Genomic DNA, 14,972 nt, shown 5'->3' with positions numbered 1-14,972 from the left:
CCCATATTTAAAAGTTTAATGTATAAAAAATTGTAAGTTGAGGTTTATATAATGATTAACTTGTTAAGAGTAGTGAAATATGGAAAATCAACAATTAAGGCAATACATAATGTAGGTAAAAGTGTAGTAAGTGTAAATGAAGATGCAATACTAGATTATGTGGAAATGATTGAACAAGGAAAAAAACCATATTATATGGGTGTAAAAGATACTAAAGGTATAGGGAGAGAAATATTAATAAAGTTAAAAAAAGAGGGATTTATATTTCATACAATCGATGAAAAATCAGTAGGAGGAAGGGCTGTAGATACAAAACTTATAAATCCATTGACTGGTAGATTTATGACAGGGTCATCAAGTGCTACAGCAATAAACGTACTTTTAGGTATGAATGATATTGGAGTAGGGACTGATGGAGGGGGATCTGTGCTAGCTCCAGCTATATCAGTTCAATTATACTCATTTTTAGCAAAAGGCATGGGACTGAAAGTAAATCTTAGAAAAAATTCTACTGATGGTATAAGTTTTGAAGCAGGAATAGGATTTATAGCACAAAATATGGATGTTCTTGAGAAGGCAGTTAATGTGTTTAGAAAAGAGGAAATCAGCAATAAGTATGAAATTTGCATTATTAAAAGTAGGTTGGATGAAAGTTACATAAGGTTTAATGTTGATAGAGTAGAGATTACTACAAAAATAATTGATTTATATAGTGATAGAGAAACATTAATTGATAATTTAAATAAGCTTAATAAGAAAAATACAATATATATATCCTATGAGAAAAATATTGATACATATGGAATTGGAGATTCTGTTGTTGGTATGTTTTCAGATAGTGGAAGAATACTCCAACAAAAAGCAAACAAGGGGGTAATAAGAGTATTAAATATGGTAAATGCAAATTGTCTATCAATTCCTGATAAGGAGTTAGGTTCTGCGTTTGTTTTATATAGTTTTGATAATAATATGACAAAAAATATGCTAGATTTAGGGCGATATATTGATCAAAACATAAGTAAAAACAAGGTGTTTGAAGGGTATTTTAAAGATAACTATGAGCTAAGAAAAAATAGTATAGTGTTTGATTTAGAATAGCTGAGTTTATGATTATTTAGGGAGTATAAGTTATGAAACTAGTAGACGGAATTACATTATGTCATGAGCATATGTATATAGATTTATCTGGAATTAAAGAAAATGAAGATTGTAAACTAGATTGTCAAGAAGAAACTATAAAAGAAATGAGAGAAATATATGCAAGTGGGGTTAGGAATATAATAGAAGTAACAAATATAGGTATAGGCAGAAATTTAAATTATATAAAAAAAATACAAGAAGAAACTAACATTAATTTTTTACTATCCACAGGATTTTATAAAGAACCATTTTTACCGAAAGAGGTTAACTCGAAAACAAACAGAGAGTTAGCAGATATAATGATAAAAGAAATTGATTTAGGAATAGATGATACTGATATTAAAGCAAGTATCATAGGTGAAATAGGTACGAGTAAAAATTGTATGACAGATTTAGAGAAAAAAGTTTTTGAAGCATCTGCAATAGCCCATATGGAAACTGGTGTACCTATAACTACCCATACAACACTAGGAACCTATGGTATGGAACAGGTTCAACTATTTAAGTATTATGGAGTTGATTTGTCTAAAGTAGTAATAGGGCATGTAGATTTAAGTGGTGATTTAGACTATATATTAAGACTTATAGACCAAGGTATATATGTTCAATTTGATACTATAGGAAAAGTTAATTATCTAGACGAAAATAAAAGAGTAGATTTATTGTATGAAATAATAGCTCGAAATTTAGAAGAAAGAGTATTATTGTCAGTGGATATAACTAGAAAATCTCACCTTAAGTATAAGGGTGGAATAGGATACAATTATTTATTTGAAACGTTTATACCTATGTTAAGAGAACGTGGAGTTAAAGAAAATGTTCTAACTAAGATATTAGTAGAAAATCCAAAACAATTATTTAAATAAGGAGATACAGCATGAAAACTTATCCGTTAAAAAGTATATCATTAAAGGAAGCTACACAATTACAATTTAGACTTATAGATGAAATAACAAAGGAGTTTAAGGGAGATGAAATATTAACTAGAGGTGATTTAGGTGTTGTAAAGGGTTTGAATAAACCAAAAATGACTCTCAAGGTGGAAAAGGTACTAGCAAAGTTTTTTAATTCAGAAAAAGCTATGTTAGTGAGAGGTGCAGGTACGATGTCTATAAGAATAGCGCTCTATTCATCTATAAAAAGAGGAAATAAAGTACTTATACACAAAGCACCAGTATATCCAACAACAAGTGTATCCATAGACATGTTAGGTATAGACACAGTAGAGGCAGATTTTAATGATTTAGAAGATATAAAACGTGTTTTAAAAGGAAATGAAGATATAAAAGGTGCAATAGTTCAATATACAAGACAACAACCTCAAGATTCATATGAGGTTAGAGATGTGATAAAAACTATAAAAGAAGTAGATGAAAATATAGCTGTAATAACAGATGATAATTATGCAGTTATGAAAGTCCCCTATATTGGAGTAGAAGGAGGAGCTGACTTATCTTGTTTTTCATTATTTAAAATATTAGGTTCAGAAGGCATAGGGTGTATAGTAGGTAAAGAAAAATATATTAATAAACTAATAGAGACAAATTACTCAGGGGGGCTTCAAGTACAAGGGCATGAAGCAATAGATTCTTTGAAAGGACTAGTATATGCTCCAGTTATGTTAGCAATTCAAGCTGAAGTAAGTGAAAATATAGTCAAGAGACTGCTAAATAAGGAAGTTGAAGGTGTAAGTAATGCATTTATCGCAAATGCACAATCAAAGGTTGTATTGGTGGAATTAGAAGAAGAAATTGCAGATAAAGTTTTAGAGGAGGCAGAAAAGTTAGGTGCAGCACCAAATCCAGTAGGTGCAGAATCTAAGTATGAATTTGTACCCATGTTTTATAGATTATCGGGAACTTTTAGAAGCTACAATCCCTTATTATCTAAGAAAATGATAAGAATAAATCCTCTTAGAAGTGGAGAGGATACAGTACTTAGAATACTTGAAGAATCAATAAATAACGTAAAAATAAATAAATAACCATATGAATTTAACAGAGAGAGGGAAGAAAATGTTCTTAAAACAGACACTAAAGGATAATAAAAATCTTGTAGACTATTCTATAAAGCTACATAAAGAGGGAAAAATACTTCCAGATACTTATGTTATAGATATGGATATGTTAATACAAAATGCTAGTAAAATATATGAAAAAGCCAGCAAATATGGAATTAAACTATATCAAATGACTAAGCAAATAGGAAGAAACCCATACATAGCAGCTAAATTGCAAGAGATAGGATATGAAGGTGTAGTAGCAGTAGATATAAAAGAAGCATTAATAATGCATAGGAATGGAGTAAAAGTTTCTCATGTAGGTCATCTAGTACAAACTCCAAAATACATATTAAAGAAATTAATTAAAGATGTAAGACCAGAAGTAATAACTATATTTTCTTTAGAAAAAGCAATACAAATAAATAATGTATGCAAAGAGTTGAACACAACACAAAAAATACTTATTAGATTTGTTGAAGAAGAGGATACAATATATCCGTTACAGTATGGTGGATTCAAAATAGATAATATTAAAGAAATTATGGTGGAATTATTAAAGCTTGAGTATATAGAAATCGAAGGTCTTACTGCATTTCCATGTTTTTTATTTGATAGCAAGAAGCAAAGTATAATAGAAACGAATAATATTTCTACTATTAAAAAGGCAAAACAGATAATAGAAACACAATTTAATATTAAGATAAACCAAATGAATATGCCATCATTAACATCTGTATATAATATGAGCTTAATAGATAAGCATGGAGGTACTCATGGTGAGCCAGGTCATGCTCTTACAGGAAGTACACCACTACATTCAGTAAAAAATCTAGAAGAAAAGCTATGTATGTTATATGTATCAGAAATATCTCATAATCTTAAAAATACAGCATATGTCTATGGAGGAGGACACTATAGAAGGTCACATATGAAAAATGCGTTAATAGTGGATGATGTGTACAATGAACATATTGTAGAAACGTTATATAATAATCCAGAAAACATAGATTATTACTTTGAAGTAAAAGGAAATCATCAAGTTGGGGCTACTGTAATAATGAATTTTAGAACACAAATCTTCGTTACAAGAAGTGATGTAGCGATAGTCAGTGGTATTGGCAAGAATACGCCTAGATTAGAAGCAATCTATGATAGCTTAGGTAGAAAAAAGGAGCTATATTAAATATGGGAAGGTTTATTGTTATAGTTTTAGATGGATTTGGAATTGGAGAGATGAAAGATACAAAGGAAGTTAGAGTAAAGGATGTAGGGTCTAACACATTTAAGCATATAATAGGATATAGAAGCGTAAATTTACCTACACTTGAGAAGTTAGGTATATGTAATTCTGCTAATATAGAAGTTGGTAATATGAAATTTTCAAAGACTGCAAAATTCGGAAAGGCTAATTTAATGCATTTTGGGGCAGATACGTTCTATGGTCATCAAGAAATAATGGGATCAAAACCAAAAAAACCATTAAAAGAGGCTTTTTCATTTGTTAGAGATAAGGTCAAAACGGAATTAAAAAAACATGGTTATTCAGTTAGAGAATATGGTAAAGGTGTAAAAATATTAGTTGTAAATGAGTGTGTAACTATAGGAGATAACTTGGAAACAGATTTTGGACAAGTATATAATGTTACATCTGCGCTTGATTTAATTAGTTTTGAAGATGTTAAGAAAATTGGAAAAATAGTTAGAGATAATGTATATACTTCAAGGGTAATCACTTTTGGAGGAGAAGGTATAACATTACAGAATATACTAGATGCATATGTAGAAAAAAGTAAAATCTATGCAGGAATTGATGCTCCTAAGAGTGGCGTATATAACAGAGGATATAGTGTTGTTCATTTAGGGTATGGAGTAGATTCTAATACACAAGTGCCAACAGTACTAGGAAAAAATAATATAGGCGTATATCTATTTGGAAAAGTCGCGGACATAGTACAAAATGATTATGGAGTAAGTTTGCCTGGTGTTGATACAGAGCAAGTATTTGGGAAATTAATAGAAAAACTTAGAGGCAATACAGAAGGATTTTTTTGCCTAAATGTTCAAGAAACTGATTTAGCAGGTCATCAACAAGATGTAGATAAGTATATAGAGGTTCTTAAGATATCAGATAAAAATATTAACAAAGTCATTGAACTTATGAATGATGAAGATATACTGATTGTAATGGCTGATCATGGTAATGATCCTCTGATAGGACATAGTCAGCACACTAGAGAGCAAGTGCCAGTTTTAATATATAAAAATAATATGGTGCCGGGTTATATAGGAGAGCTTAGTACATTATCGGATATAGGAGCAACAGTGTTAGATTACTTTGGATTTAGTGGTATTGATAATGGACGAGCATTTAGTATATAGTTTAAATATAAAATATAATAAAAGTGTGAGGTTTAGTAATTAACAAATTACGAGGCTTCACACTTTTTTATAAAATAAATATACTATATTTTAGTTAATATGCTTACAAAAAATAAAATATATACTATAGTGCTACAGATGTTAAACTATTTTCTAAAATATCTAATTTTGTATTAAATCTTAAGGATGGATACTTAGATACAGTGGTTAGTAAGCAATCGAATTAACTCAAAATTTAAGTGTCTAAATCATATTGAATTAAATTTTCATAGACAGAAAAAATAAGTTCATTTTTATGTATTTTAATCTTAGTTTTTGTAGTACTGATGATTATATTAAGTATGTGGAATAAGAGATTATTATCATAGGATTATTAAGTTTATTAATTTTAAGTATAGAAAATGTAAGTGTTACTTATTTAGGTGAGAGTATAAATAATAAAAAAATAGAAATTATGTATATCAAAATATATAAGTCTACATTTTACAATAATAATTATTTTATAATTCAACAAAAGAATAGAATGGGTATATTTGTGAAATAATAATATAAAATAATCTTAGGAGTGAGCTTATGAAGAAAAAATTATTATATATAAATGTAAATTCAAAGCCTGAGGACTTGTCTTCAAGTAAAACTGTAGCAAGAAAATTTATAAATAAATTTATGGAAAAAAACAAGGATTTTGAAGTTGAAGAGATAGACCTTTATAAAGAACATATACCAAGACTTGAATATCAGTACTTTGAAAAGAGAAATAGCATAGTTAGTGAAGAAAATGCTAAGAATCTAGATGATAAGGATAGAAAAGAGCTTACAAAGATTAGAAATCTTTGTGACCAATTTGTGAGTGCAAGTGTATATGTAATAGCAGCACCTATGTGGAGTTTATCTTTTCCAGCACCACTTAAAGAATATATAGACTGTATAATTCAAGATGGAAAAACTATATCCTTTGAAGGTAATGATAAACCACAAGGAATTTTAAATGATATTGATAGAAGTATGGTGTATATACAATCTTCAGGTGGACACATACCATGGGTGTTAAAACCAGTTATGAATAAAGGGTTAAATTATGTGGAAAGTATCATGAAGTTTATAGGAATTAAAAAATTTGATGAATTATTGGTAGATGGAACTGGAACTAGTGAAGAGGAAAGACAAAGTGCAATAGAAAAAGCGTCTGAAAAAATAGATGGTATAATAGATGATATGAAGTTCTAGTTATAATATTTTATCAAAAATATAAAGGAAAAACCTCTTTTAATGTAGAAACTTATATTGAAGGAGGCGAGAATCATGCGAGAAGAAAAAAGTAATGAAAAGTATGATTGTTATTGGTGTAATCAAGAAAATAATTTCTGTGTAGAAATAAAAGACAATGTAGTTATGATAGATGATGGCACTGGTACATTAAAACAAGCCGTTTTCATAGGGTATAAACAAATCCAAATTAATTTAAATTGTTCACATTGTCAAAACTTAAATAGAATAAAAGTAAATTTGTAGAACTTTAAAATGGAGATTATTGGAAGAATTGAAAATAGAAAGTATTAATATTTAGACTGAAAATTATATTTTATACAATAAAAGTTGATTTAAGTAATATTGTATTTTAATATTTATTTTCAGTCTTACTTTATTAAAATTATTTTTTGGCTGTCTCAGGAAAGTATATATCTACTAATTTTTCTGAAATATTTTTTAATTGGTCAGCCATTGAAGTTAGACTTAGTAAGGCTATCAGCAAATCATCTTTATTTTCTGGGTTTATATTGATATTTTCAAAATTAGACTCTATAAAGTTTGGTATATTCTTTCTTTGATTTTTTTTTATCAATATGAATTTTTCGTAACATGCAACTAAGTCTTTTTCATTGAAATCGTCTTTTTCATACACACCATGTAAGATTCTTTTAATTTCTTGTATTGTAAGTGTATTTTTCAGCGAATAAATAATTATCATTTGTAAAATTTGTTCTTTAGTATACTTTTTTCCCTTAATTGGTTTAATTAATCCCTCTTTACTGTAATTATTTATCATGGTTTTTGTAAGAATTTTGTCACTCTCAAATCTTTTATTGGCAGAAAGCTTATTGTCAATTAGAGAAATAATTTGATCCATATATAAGTCAATAGAGGGAATATCATTTGAGGTTATATCTGCATTATTTAGTGTTTCTAGTATTATAGTATTAAGTTCATTATTCATCATATGTTACCTCCATAATATATATAATACACTAAATTAGAAAGCAAAACAATATTAAGACTTGTAAAAAAAACATAAAGTGGTATAATTAAATATATAATATAGTAATGAAAACTATATTAATGAATGTGATTTTTAAAATACATAATTGTAGGAGGACGAAATGTATCAATTTTTTTTAAAGGGTAGAGACCCAATAAGCAGTTTAACTCATTTTATAGGTGCTTGTTTATCTCTTTTAGCAACTATAATTTTAGTTTTTCAAGCTGTATCATTACAGGAAACTTCTCTTTTGATGATAGTATCTGTATCGATATTTGGACTGTCGCTAATTGCTTTATATAGTGCAAGTTCGTATTATCATTTTTTAAAGGGAACGCCAGAACAAGAGTTATTTTTTAGAAAAGTAGACCATGCAATGATTTATGTATTGATTGCTGGCTCTTACACACCAATATGTCTGAATTTTATGGGAAAAAAAGAGGGCATAATATTTGTTGCAGCAATATGGATAGTTGCTTTTATTGGCATAATAATAAAAATCTTTTGGATGGATGCACCTAGATGGTTGTCTACGAGTATATATTTACTTATGGGTTGGGCAATTGTTTTTGATGTAAATGCGTTCAATTCAATTCCTAAGGATTGTCTTAGATTATTAATTATGGAAGGTACATCTTATTCTATAGGTGCGATTATTTATATAATTAAGAAACCTAATATAAGTCCTGAATTTGGATTTCATGAAATATTTCACATTTTTATTATGATAGGCTCTTTATTTCACTTTTTAGCAGTTTTATTGTATGTTTTATAGTTTTAAAAGATTTGATTAATTGATACTAAAATTCTACAATGAATAAAATGAAACTGTCTTATATAGATTATATCTTCTACAATAAGACAGTTTCCTTATTATTATTATAAATATTAAATTCTATTTATAATAAATTTTTGATAAAAATAGTCCATTCAAAATGTCTATTCCATGACTCCTTTAATGTACTTTTCATTTACGACATATAGTTTGAATTTATGTACTATAATTATATCCTCTAAATTCTCTGAAACACTAACAATTCTGACACATTTATTTCTAATTTCTACAGGTAAATCTAAATCATTTGTTAAATTCACATAGTCATCATATTTATACATAAAATCATCCCTTTACATTAAGATATACTTATTATACTATATTTTAATAAGTTTTTTTAAATTATTACAATTTTTCCCGAAATTTCATTTTTTATACATAAAATTTCCAATTTAAGTGAGGATTAAATTTTTAACTGTATAAACAAAAGTTACATATAAAATATTTTATTCAATTTTCTAAATAACTATTGCCAATTTTTGAAAAGTATATTGTTATTAATAGTAATAAAAATACTGTAAATTTAGAATATTAATAAAAATTATTTGGAAGGAAATTATCATGGTGAGATTAAATATAGCAAAATTAAATACAAAATTAAATCATCATCATCATCATAGATTAAAGGGATTGTAATATGAAATTAATTCATAGACACAAGCCCTGTTTTTAGTGTAATTGGTCTTGTATCTATGATGGGAAGTAATTTTAAGAGAAAATTATAGCCATATAGGTATAAAGCCTATATGGTTTTTTATTGTTTTAAATTTGAAAATGTAAGAGTAATTTTAATGAAGAGGGTGAGAATATGAAGTTTTTGAGGATTGAAGATGAAGTTATTTATTCTAAAAAAAGATATAAATTAAAAAGAGAAATAGATAAACTTTTTTTAGATGAAGAATATTTTCAAATAGAGCCACAATTGTTTGAAGAATACGATGAATTTACAACTATAAACAATAAAATTCCAGAAGAATCTATGGTAAAGGTTGTAAATGGAAAAGTAATGGTACTTAGAGCTGACATAACTACAAGTATAATAAAAAGTCTTGTACCAAGATGGGAAGATGGTTTAAAGCTTAAGCTTTTTTATAATTCGTCAATATATAAAAATAAAAATACCGTTGGAATAAAAGAAATAAGACAAATAGGTTGCGAGTATCTAGGAGAATCTTCTGTAGAAGCAGATAGAGAAGTAGTAAAATTAGCTCTTAAGATACTTGAAAAATACAATAATAATTTTATCTTAGAGGTTGGAAGTAGTAAGTATATTCATGGTTTGTTAGAGGAATTAAATTTAAATAAGAATTGTGAAAATCAAATTAGAAATTTACTATATACGAAGAACACTCATGAATTAAAAGTATATATTGAAGAGCTAAAAATTAAGAGTGAAGTAAAAGAATTATTCTCAAATATTTTAAGTTTACAAGGAAATTTATACAACGTTATTGAAAAATCAAAAAAATTCTATTGTAATAATAAGATGAAGCAAGCTCTTGAAGAATTAAAGCAAGTGAATAATTTAATTGAGGAATGTAATTTTTTGGATAAGGCTAGATTCGATTTGTCAATGGTTACAATGCTTGACTATTATGAAGGTATTATGTTTAGAGGATACTACCCAAATTCATATAAAGAAATTCTTAGTGGTGGAAGATATGATTCTTTAACTAAAGAATATGGAAAAGAAATTCCGGCTATTGGATTTACATTAAGTGTTGATGAACTAATGAAGTATGTATATAAATAAGACTGAAAAGGAGCGATTATTTTGGATTATTTGACTATAGCACTGGCAAAAGGAAGAATTGAAGGAGAATCATTTAAAAAATTAAAAAAAATGGGCTTGGGAGATAGTATATACATAGATACAAGAAAACTAATCTTTAAAGATGAAGAAAATAAAATCATATATATACATGTCAAACCATCAGATGTAGTTACATACGTTGAAAAAGGAGTCGCTGACCTTGGCATAGCAGGTAAAGATACTATTTTAGAGAATGAGACAGATGTATATGACTTAGAACTTTGTCAAAGGCATTTGGATTGGCTGGAATAAGAACAGGATATATGTTATCTAATAGTAGTTTAATAAATTCTGTTGAAAAGGTAAGACCTCCATATAATTTAAATTCATTATCAGATTTTATTGCTACAAGAGCACTTAGAAATAAAGATATAGTAAAGGATTATATAAAGGAAGTAAAAGAGGAAAGAGAAGTTTTATATAAAGAAATGCTTAGTATAGGAATTAGGGCATATAAATCACAAGCAAATTTTATATTATTTTATTCTGAAATCGAAAATTTATCACAAAAACTTATTGATAGAGGAGTTTTAATAAAAAAGTTTTCTGGAAAGTTAGAAAATTATTATAGAGTTACAATTGGCGATAAAGAAGAAAATGATATATTTATAGATGCTATAAGAGACATTTTGGAAAAGGAGAAGTAGGTATGAGAATTTGGAGGATAGAAAGAAATACTCTTGAAACACAGATTTCAGTGGAACTAAATGTTGATGGCTCTGGTAAATCTGAAATAGATACTGGAATAGGATTTTTAGACCATATGCTTACTTTAATGGCATTTCATGGCAAGTTCGATTTAAAAGTGATTTGTAAAGGTGATACATATGTAGATGACCACCATAGTGTGGAGGATATAGGTATAGCTATAGGTGAAGCATTTAAAAATGCTCTAGGTGATAAAAAAGGAATAAGAAGATATTCTAATATCTATATACCTATGGATGAATCTCTATCAATGGTGGCAATAGATATAAGCAATAGACCATATCTTGTATTTAACGTTAAATTTGATACTCAAATGATTGGTAGTATGAGTACTCAATGTTTTAAAGAATTTTTCAGAGCTTTTGTAAATGAATCTAGAGTAACACTACATATTAATCTTTTATATGGAGAAAATGACCATCATAAGATAGAAAGTATCTTTAAAGCATTTGCAAGAGCTTTAAAAGAAGGTAGTGAAATAGTTTCTAATGAGATAGTATCTTCAAAGGGGGTTTTGTAGAATGAATATAATAGTAGACTATGGTCTTGGAAATATAGATTCTGTGTCTAGAGGTTTTAGAAAAGCTGGAATAGAAACTAAAATTTCTAGTGATATAAATGAGATAAAGAATGCTGATTCACTTATACTTCCAGGAGTTGGAGCTTTTAGAGATTCTATAAGTGCCTTAGATAAACTAGGCTTGATAACGATAATAAAAGAACATGTTTCTAAGGGGAAATTTATGATAGGTATATGTTTAGGAATGCAGTTGCTTTATGAAAAAAGTTATGAGTATGGAGAATATGAAGGATTAGGGCTTATAAAAGGAAGTATTGATAAACTGGGCATAAGTTTAAAAGTGCCACATATGGGATGGAATAATCTAAAATTTAGTAAGGCAAATGATGATATACTTAAGTATATAAACGAAGATGACTATGTATACTTTGTTCACTCATATTATGCAAATTCATCAAATGACGAACTAATTGCATTTTCAGAGTATGAAAAGAAAATTCCTGCTATTGTTAGAAAAGGTAATGTATATGGTATACAATTTCATCCTGAAAAAAGTGGAGAAGTAGGTTTAAATATATTAAGAGCATATGGGGAGATGATAAAATGATAATATTTCCAGCAATAGATATAAAAGATAATAAGTGTGTAAGACTCACTCAAGGAGAGTTTGACAAAGTAAATGTATATTATGATAATCCATTAGAAGTAGCATATAAATGGAAAAATGAAGGAGCAGAATACATACATATAGTAGATTTAAATGGAGCTAGAAGTGAATTTGGTGTAAATACCAAAATAATTGAGGATATAGCAAACAACATAGATATACCTATTCAAGTTGGTGGTGGAGTTAGAGATAAGGAAAAAGTCAAAAGTTTAATAAATGCTGGTGTTACTAGAGTAATATTAGGTAGTATGGCGATTGAAAATTTAAATTTGCTTGAAGAATTGGTCAATGAATATAAAGATAAAATTGTAGTTTCTATAGATGCTAAAGATGGAAAGGTAGCAGTTAGAGGTTGGGAAGTTTTAAGTAATGTAGACTCCTTAACATTATGTAAACAACTTGAAAAGATAGGTGTGCAAACTATTGTTTATACAGATATATCAAAAGATGGGATGTTGCAAGGTCCAAATTTTGATATATATGAAAAAATAGCAGAGGAAACGTCATTAAATGTTATTGCTTCTGGAGGAGTAACTTCTATAGAGGACGTAAAAAGACTGAAAGATATGAACTTATATGGTGCAATAATAGGTAAGGCACTTTATGATAAAAAGATAGATTTTAAGGAGGCACAACGATTATGCTTACTAGAAGAATAATACCTTGTCTAGATGTAAGAAATGGAAGGGTCGTAAAAGGAAAAAAGTTCAAAGATATAGTAGATGTTGACAGTCCAGAAGTACTTGGAAAATTTTACAGTGATTGTGGTGCAGACGAACTTGTATTCTGTGATATAACTGCATCAAATGAAGAGAGAAAGACATCCTTAGAATTTGTGACAAAAGTTGCAGGAAATATAAATATACCATTTTGTGTTGGTGGAGGAGTGAATAAATTAGAAGATTTTACTGATATTTTAAGAAAAGGTGCTGATAAAGTTTCTATAAATTCATCAGCAGTTAAAAATCCTGAATTAATAAGAGAAGCTTCATTAAAATTTGGAGCACAATGTGTTGTTTTATCGATAGATGCAAAGAAAAATGAAGAGGGTTCATGGAGTGTATATATCAAAGGTGGAAGAGAAAAGACTAATCTGGATGCAATTGAGTGGGCTGTTAAAGGCGTAGAACTTGGGGCAGGAGAAATTGTTGTAAATAGCATGGATGAAGATGGAATGAAAAATGGATACGATATAGAATTATTATCAAAAATAACTACTTTAGTAAATGTACCTGTCATAGCATCTGGAGGTGCTGGAAAAATGGAAGATTTTTATGAGGCAGTTAAAAAGTCTGATGTAGATGGAATTTTAGCAGCATCTGTTTTTCATTTTGGTGAGATAAAAATAAATGATTTAAAGAAATATTTAAAAAGCATGGGCATAGAAGTAAGATTATAAGTTAAATACCTAAAAGGAGATTAGAAAGATGGATAATAAATGTAACAATGTATACAGTGATGAAGTAGAAGAATTTATAAGAAGTGTAAAATTTGATGATAAAGGGTTAGTTCCTGTTGTTGTTCAAGAGGTATTGAGTAAAGATGTACTGATGTTAGCATATATGAATAAAGAGGCTATAAGGAGAACCTTAAAAGATAAAGTGGCTTGCTATTTTAGTAGAAGTAGACAAGAACTTTGGGTTAAAGGTGAGACGTCTGGTAATACTCAAAAAGTGGTTAAGATGTCTTATGATTGTGATGTAGATACTATACTACTTTTTGTTGAACAAACTGGTGTAGCTTGTCATACAGGAAATTATTCTTGTTTTTATAGAGATTTATTTGATGATACTGCTAAAATGGAGTTTGAAGTACAAAAAAATATATTGAAAGAATTATATGATTTAATTAATGAAAGAAAAAGTAATCCGGTTGAAGGTTCTTACACTAATTATCTTTTTGAAAAAGGTATAGATAAGATTCTTAAAAAAATAGGTGAAGAGAGCAGTGAGGTAATTATAGCATCAAAGAATACAGATAAAAGTGAACTCATTTATGAAATTAGCGATTTAGTATATCATACATTGGTTTTAATGATAGAAAAAGATGTTGAAATTGATGAAATAAAAAAAGAATTACTTAAAAGAAGAAAATAGAATAAGGTAGATTGATGGAAAATAAGAAAATATACCGCTTTTAATAAAAAGTGGTATATTTTTTTATTTTATATTTTCGATTTATAGAATAATATTTAAATTACTTGCTAAAATTAACTATATATATAATTTATTAATAAAATAATTGTAGTACATTATTTATTTTAGAAAAAATATAATTATCTAATTATATTTAAGGATAATAATATGAAAATAATTTTTATATTAAAAATATGAATGAAAATCGTGGGTTTTATTAAAAAATATATTTATATTTCAACATATAAAAGGAGTTTTCAAACATAATATTTCATTTTTAAATAAAAAAATAAAATATTAGTTTTGATTTCTGGTTTAAATTGGGTTATAATAAATTGTCAAATTATTTATTACTATAAAATAGACTATAAAACAAGCAAAAATCATACTATTATGTAAAAGACATTAAGAATAGAAAATTACAGAAAGAAGTCAAAATGTTTTTGAAAAATAGTGAAATTTTATTGCAAAAAATTTAGAATGATTTCAACTTAATAGTTATAATGTATTTTTAGT

At 27.6% G+C, this 14,972-nt stretch carries 18 protein-coding genes; 16 read left to right on the top strand and 2 right to left on the bottom strand.

Features of this window, described 5'->3' with window-relative positions:
* The first annotated feature begins 51 nt into the window (after positions 1–51).
* The 7 genes from IR152_RS14040 to IR152_RS14010 all read left to right on the top strand — a co-directional run bounded on the left by IR152_RS14040 (position 52) and on the right by IR152_RS14010 (position 7,033).
* Positions 52–1,098, top strand: coding sequence for an amidase (locus IR152_RS14040; RefSeq protein WP_227452566.1), 1,047 nt, complete (start codon positions 52–54; stop codon positions 1,096–1,098).
* A gap of 32 nt (positions 1,099–1,130) precedes the next feature.
* Entirely contained in the window at positions 1,131–2,006 is an 876-nt protein-coding gene (locus IR152_RS14035) for a phosphotriesterase (protein ID WP_227452565.1), read from the top strand.
* An 11-nt stretch (positions 2,007–2,017) separates the two neighbouring features.
* Complete coding sequence (locus IR152_RS14030) at positions 2,018–3,124, top strand: aminotransferase class V-fold PLP-dependent enzyme (protein WP_227452564.1); 1,107 nt, start codon at positions 2,018–2,020, stop codon at positions 3,122–3,124.
* Between the two features lie 31 nt (positions 3,125–3,155).
* Positions 3,156–4,325, top strand: a complete 1,170-nt coding sequence (locus IR152_RS14025; RefSeq protein WP_227452563.1) for an alanine racemase — start codon at positions 3,156–3,158, stop codon at positions 4,323–4,325.
* 2 nt (positions 4,326–4,327) lie between these two features.
* The gene (locus IR152_RS14020) at positions 4,328–5,521 is read left to right on the top strand and encodes a phosphopentomutase (protein WP_227452562.1); all 1,194 of its coding nucleotides are present in this window, start codon (positions 4,328–4,330) and stop codon (positions 5,519–5,521) included.
* 573 nt (positions 5,522–6,094) lie between these two features.
* The gene (locus IR152_RS14015; protein WP_227452561.1) at positions 6,095–6,748 is read left to right on the top strand and encodes an FMN-dependent NADH-azoreductase; all 654 of its coding nucleotides are present in this window, start codon (positions 6,095–6,097) and stop codon (positions 6,746–6,748) included.
* Between the two features lie 75 nt (positions 6,749–6,823).
* Positions 6,824–7,033: a hypothetical protein gene (locus IR152_RS14010; protein WP_227452560.1), complete on the top strand. Its 210-nt coding sequence runs from the start codon at positions 6,824–6,826 to the stop codon at positions 7,031–7,033.
* Positions 7,034–7,172: 139 nt separating this feature from the next.
* On the opposite strand, the gene IR152_RS14005 is transcribed toward IR152_RS14010, so the two are convergent.
* Positions 7,173–7,739: a DUF1836 domain-containing protein gene (locus tag IR152_RS14005; RefSeq protein WP_227452559.1), complete on the bottom strand. Its 567-nt coding sequence runs from the start codon at positions 7,737–7,739 to the stop codon at positions 7,173–7,175.
* Positions 7,740–7,899: 160 nt separating this feature from the next.
* On the opposite strand from IR152_RS14005, the gene trhA reads away from it, so the two are divergent.
* Positions 7,900–8,553, top strand: coding sequence for a PAQR family membrane homeostasis protein TrhA (gene trhA / locus IR152_RS14000; RefSeq protein WP_227452558.1), 654 nt, complete (start codon positions 7,900–7,902; stop codon positions 8,551–8,553).
* A 164-nt stretch (positions 8,554–8,717) separates the two neighbouring features.
* Here trhA and IR152_RS13995 read toward each other — a convergent pair whose 3' ends face one another.
* A complete protein-coding gene (locus tag IR152_RS13995) occupies positions 8,718–8,894 on the bottom strand; it encodes a hypothetical protein (protein WP_227452557.1) in 177 nt (58 codons plus the stop codon).
* 527 nt (positions 8,895–9,421) lie between these two features.
* On the opposite strand from IR152_RS13995, the gene IR152_RS13990 reads away from it, so the two are divergent.
* From IR152_RS13990 to hisIE, 8 genes are read left to right on the top strand one after another with little or no spacing between them, the layout of a single operon-like run.
* Entirely contained in the window at positions 9,422–10,366 is a 945-nt protein-coding gene (locus IR152_RS13990) for an ATP phosphoribosyltransferase regulatory subunit (protein WP_227452556.1), read from the top strand.
* Positions 10,367–10,387: 21 nt separating this feature from the next.
* A complete protein-coding gene (locus IR152_RS13985; protein WP_227452555.1) occupies positions 10,388–10,678 on the top strand; it encodes a hypothetical protein in 291 nt (96 codons plus the stop codon).
* Positions 10,648–11,073 carry an aminotransferase class I/II-fold pyridoxal phosphate-dependent enzyme gene (locus IR152_RS13980; protein WP_227452554.1) on the top strand — a complete coding sequence of 142 codons (426 nt, stop codon included), beginning with the start codon at positions 10,648–10,650 and terminating at the stop codon, positions 11,071–11,073. The genes IR152_RS13985 and IR152_RS13980 overlap by 31 nt, the downstream gene beginning before the upstream one ends.
* 2 nt (positions 11,074–11,075) lie before the next feature.
* Positions 11,076–11,654, top strand: a complete 579-nt coding sequence (gene hisB / locus IR152_RS13975) for an imidazoleglycerol-phosphate dehydratase HisB (RefSeq protein WP_227452553.1) — start codon at positions 11,076–11,078, stop codon at positions 11,652–11,654.
* Position 11,655: 1 nt separating this feature from the next.
* Positions 11,656–12,261 (top strand): imidazole glycerol phosphate synthase subunit HisH, encoded by a 606-nt coding sequence (gene hisH, locus IR152_RS13970; protein ID WP_227452552.1) that lies wholly within the window; start codon positions 11,656–11,658, stop codon positions 12,259–12,261.
* Complete coding sequence (hisA, locus tag IR152_RS13965; protein ID WP_227452551.1) at positions 12,258–12,980, top strand: 1-(5-phosphoribosyl)-5-[(5-phosphoribosylamino)methylideneamino]imidazole-4-carboxamide isomerase; 723 nt, start codon at positions 12,258–12,260, stop codon at positions 12,978–12,980. The genes hisH and hisA overlap by 4 nt, the downstream gene beginning before the upstream one ends.
* Positions 12,962–13,720, top strand: a complete 759-nt coding sequence (gene hisF, locus IR152_RS13960; RefSeq protein WP_227452550.1) for an imidazole glycerol phosphate synthase subunit HisF — start codon at positions 12,962–12,964, stop codon at positions 13,718–13,720. The genes hisA and hisF overlap by 19 nt, the downstream gene beginning before the upstream one ends.
* A 28-nt stretch (positions 13,721–13,748) precedes the next feature.
* Positions 13,749–14,417 (top strand): bifunctional phosphoribosyl-AMP cyclohydrolase/phosphoribosyl-ATP diphosphatase HisIE, encoded by a 669-nt coding sequence (gene hisIE, locus IR152_RS13955; RefSeq protein ID WP_227452549.1) that lies wholly within the window; start codon positions 13,749–13,751, stop codon positions 14,415–14,417.
* Positions 14,418–14,972: the final 555 nt, after the last annotated feature.

The sequence above is a fragment of the Clostridioides sp. ES-S-0108-01 genome (assembly GCF_020662285.1).
GTDB lineage: Bacteria > Bacillota > Clostridia > Peptostreptococcales > Peptostreptococcaceae > Clostridioides.
The sequence above is the reverse complement of the archived record's forward strand: the minus strand, read 5'-3'. Positions and strand labels throughout refer to the sequence as shown.

What these genes read in the sequence shown, in the direction of transcription:
- IR152_RS14040 (WP_227452566.1), top strand. Translation starts at nt 52, where the DNA reads ATGATTAACTTGTTAAGAGTAGTGAAATATGGAAAATCAACAATTAAG.
- IR152_RS14035 (WP_227452565.1), top strand. Translation starts at nt 1,131, where the DNA reads ATGAAACTAGTAGACGGAATTACATTATGTCATGAGCATATGTATATA.
- IR152_RS14030 (WP_227452564.1), top strand. Translation starts at nt 2,018, where the DNA reads ATGAAAACTTATCCGTTAAAAAGTATATCATTAAAGGAAGCTACACAA.
- IR152_RS14025 (WP_227452563.1), top strand. Translation starts at nt 3,156, where the DNA reads ATGTTCTTAAAACAGACACTAAAGGATAATAAAAATCTTGTAGACTAT.
- IR152_RS14020 (WP_227452562.1), top strand. Translation starts at nt 4,328, where the DNA reads ATGGGAAGGTTTATTGTTATAGTTTTAGATGGATTTGGAATTGGAGAG.
- IR152_RS14015 (WP_227452561.1), top strand. Translation starts at nt 6,095, where the DNA reads ATGAAGAAAAAATTATTATATATAAATGTAAATTCAAAGCCTGAGGAC.
- IR152_RS14010 (WP_227452560.1), top strand. Translation starts at nt 6,824, where the DNA reads ATGCGAGAAGAAAAAAGTAATGAAAAGTATGATTGTTATTGGTGTAAT.
- IR152_RS14005 (WP_227452559.1), bottom strand. Translation starts at nt 7,739, where the DNA reads ATGATGAATAATGAACTTAATACTATAATACTAGAAACACTAAATAAT.
- trhA (WP_227452558.1), top strand. Translation starts at nt 7,900, where the DNA reads ATGTATCAATTTTTTTTAAAGGGTAGAGACCCAATAAGCAGTTTAACT.
- IR152_RS13995 (WP_227452557.1), bottom strand. Translation starts at nt 8,894, where the DNA reads ATGTATAAATATGATGACTATGTGAATTTAACAAATGATTTAGATTTA.
- IR152_RS13990 (WP_227452556.1), top strand. Translation starts at nt 9,422, where the DNA reads ATGAAGTTTTTGAGGATTGAAGATGAAGTTATTTATTCTAAAAAAAGA.
- hisB (WP_227452553.1), top strand. Translation starts at nt 11,076, where the DNA reads ATGAGAATTTGGAGGATAGAAAGAAATACTCTTGAAACACAGATTTCA.
- hisH (WP_227452552.1), top strand. Translation starts at nt 11,656, where the DNA reads ATGAATATAATAGTAGACTATGGTCTTGGAAATATAGATTCTGTGTCT.
- hisA (WP_227452551.1), top strand. Translation starts at nt 12,258, where the DNA reads ATGATAATATTTCCAGCAATAGATATAAAAGATAATAAGTGTGTAAGA.
- hisF (WP_227452550.1), top strand. Translation starts at nt 12,962, where the DNA reads ATGCTTACTAGAAGAATAATACCTTGTCTAGATGTAAGAAATGGAAGG.
- hisIE (WP_227452549.1), top strand. Translation starts at nt 13,749, where the DNA reads ATGGATAATAAATGTAACAATGTATACAGTGATGAAGTAGAAGAATTT.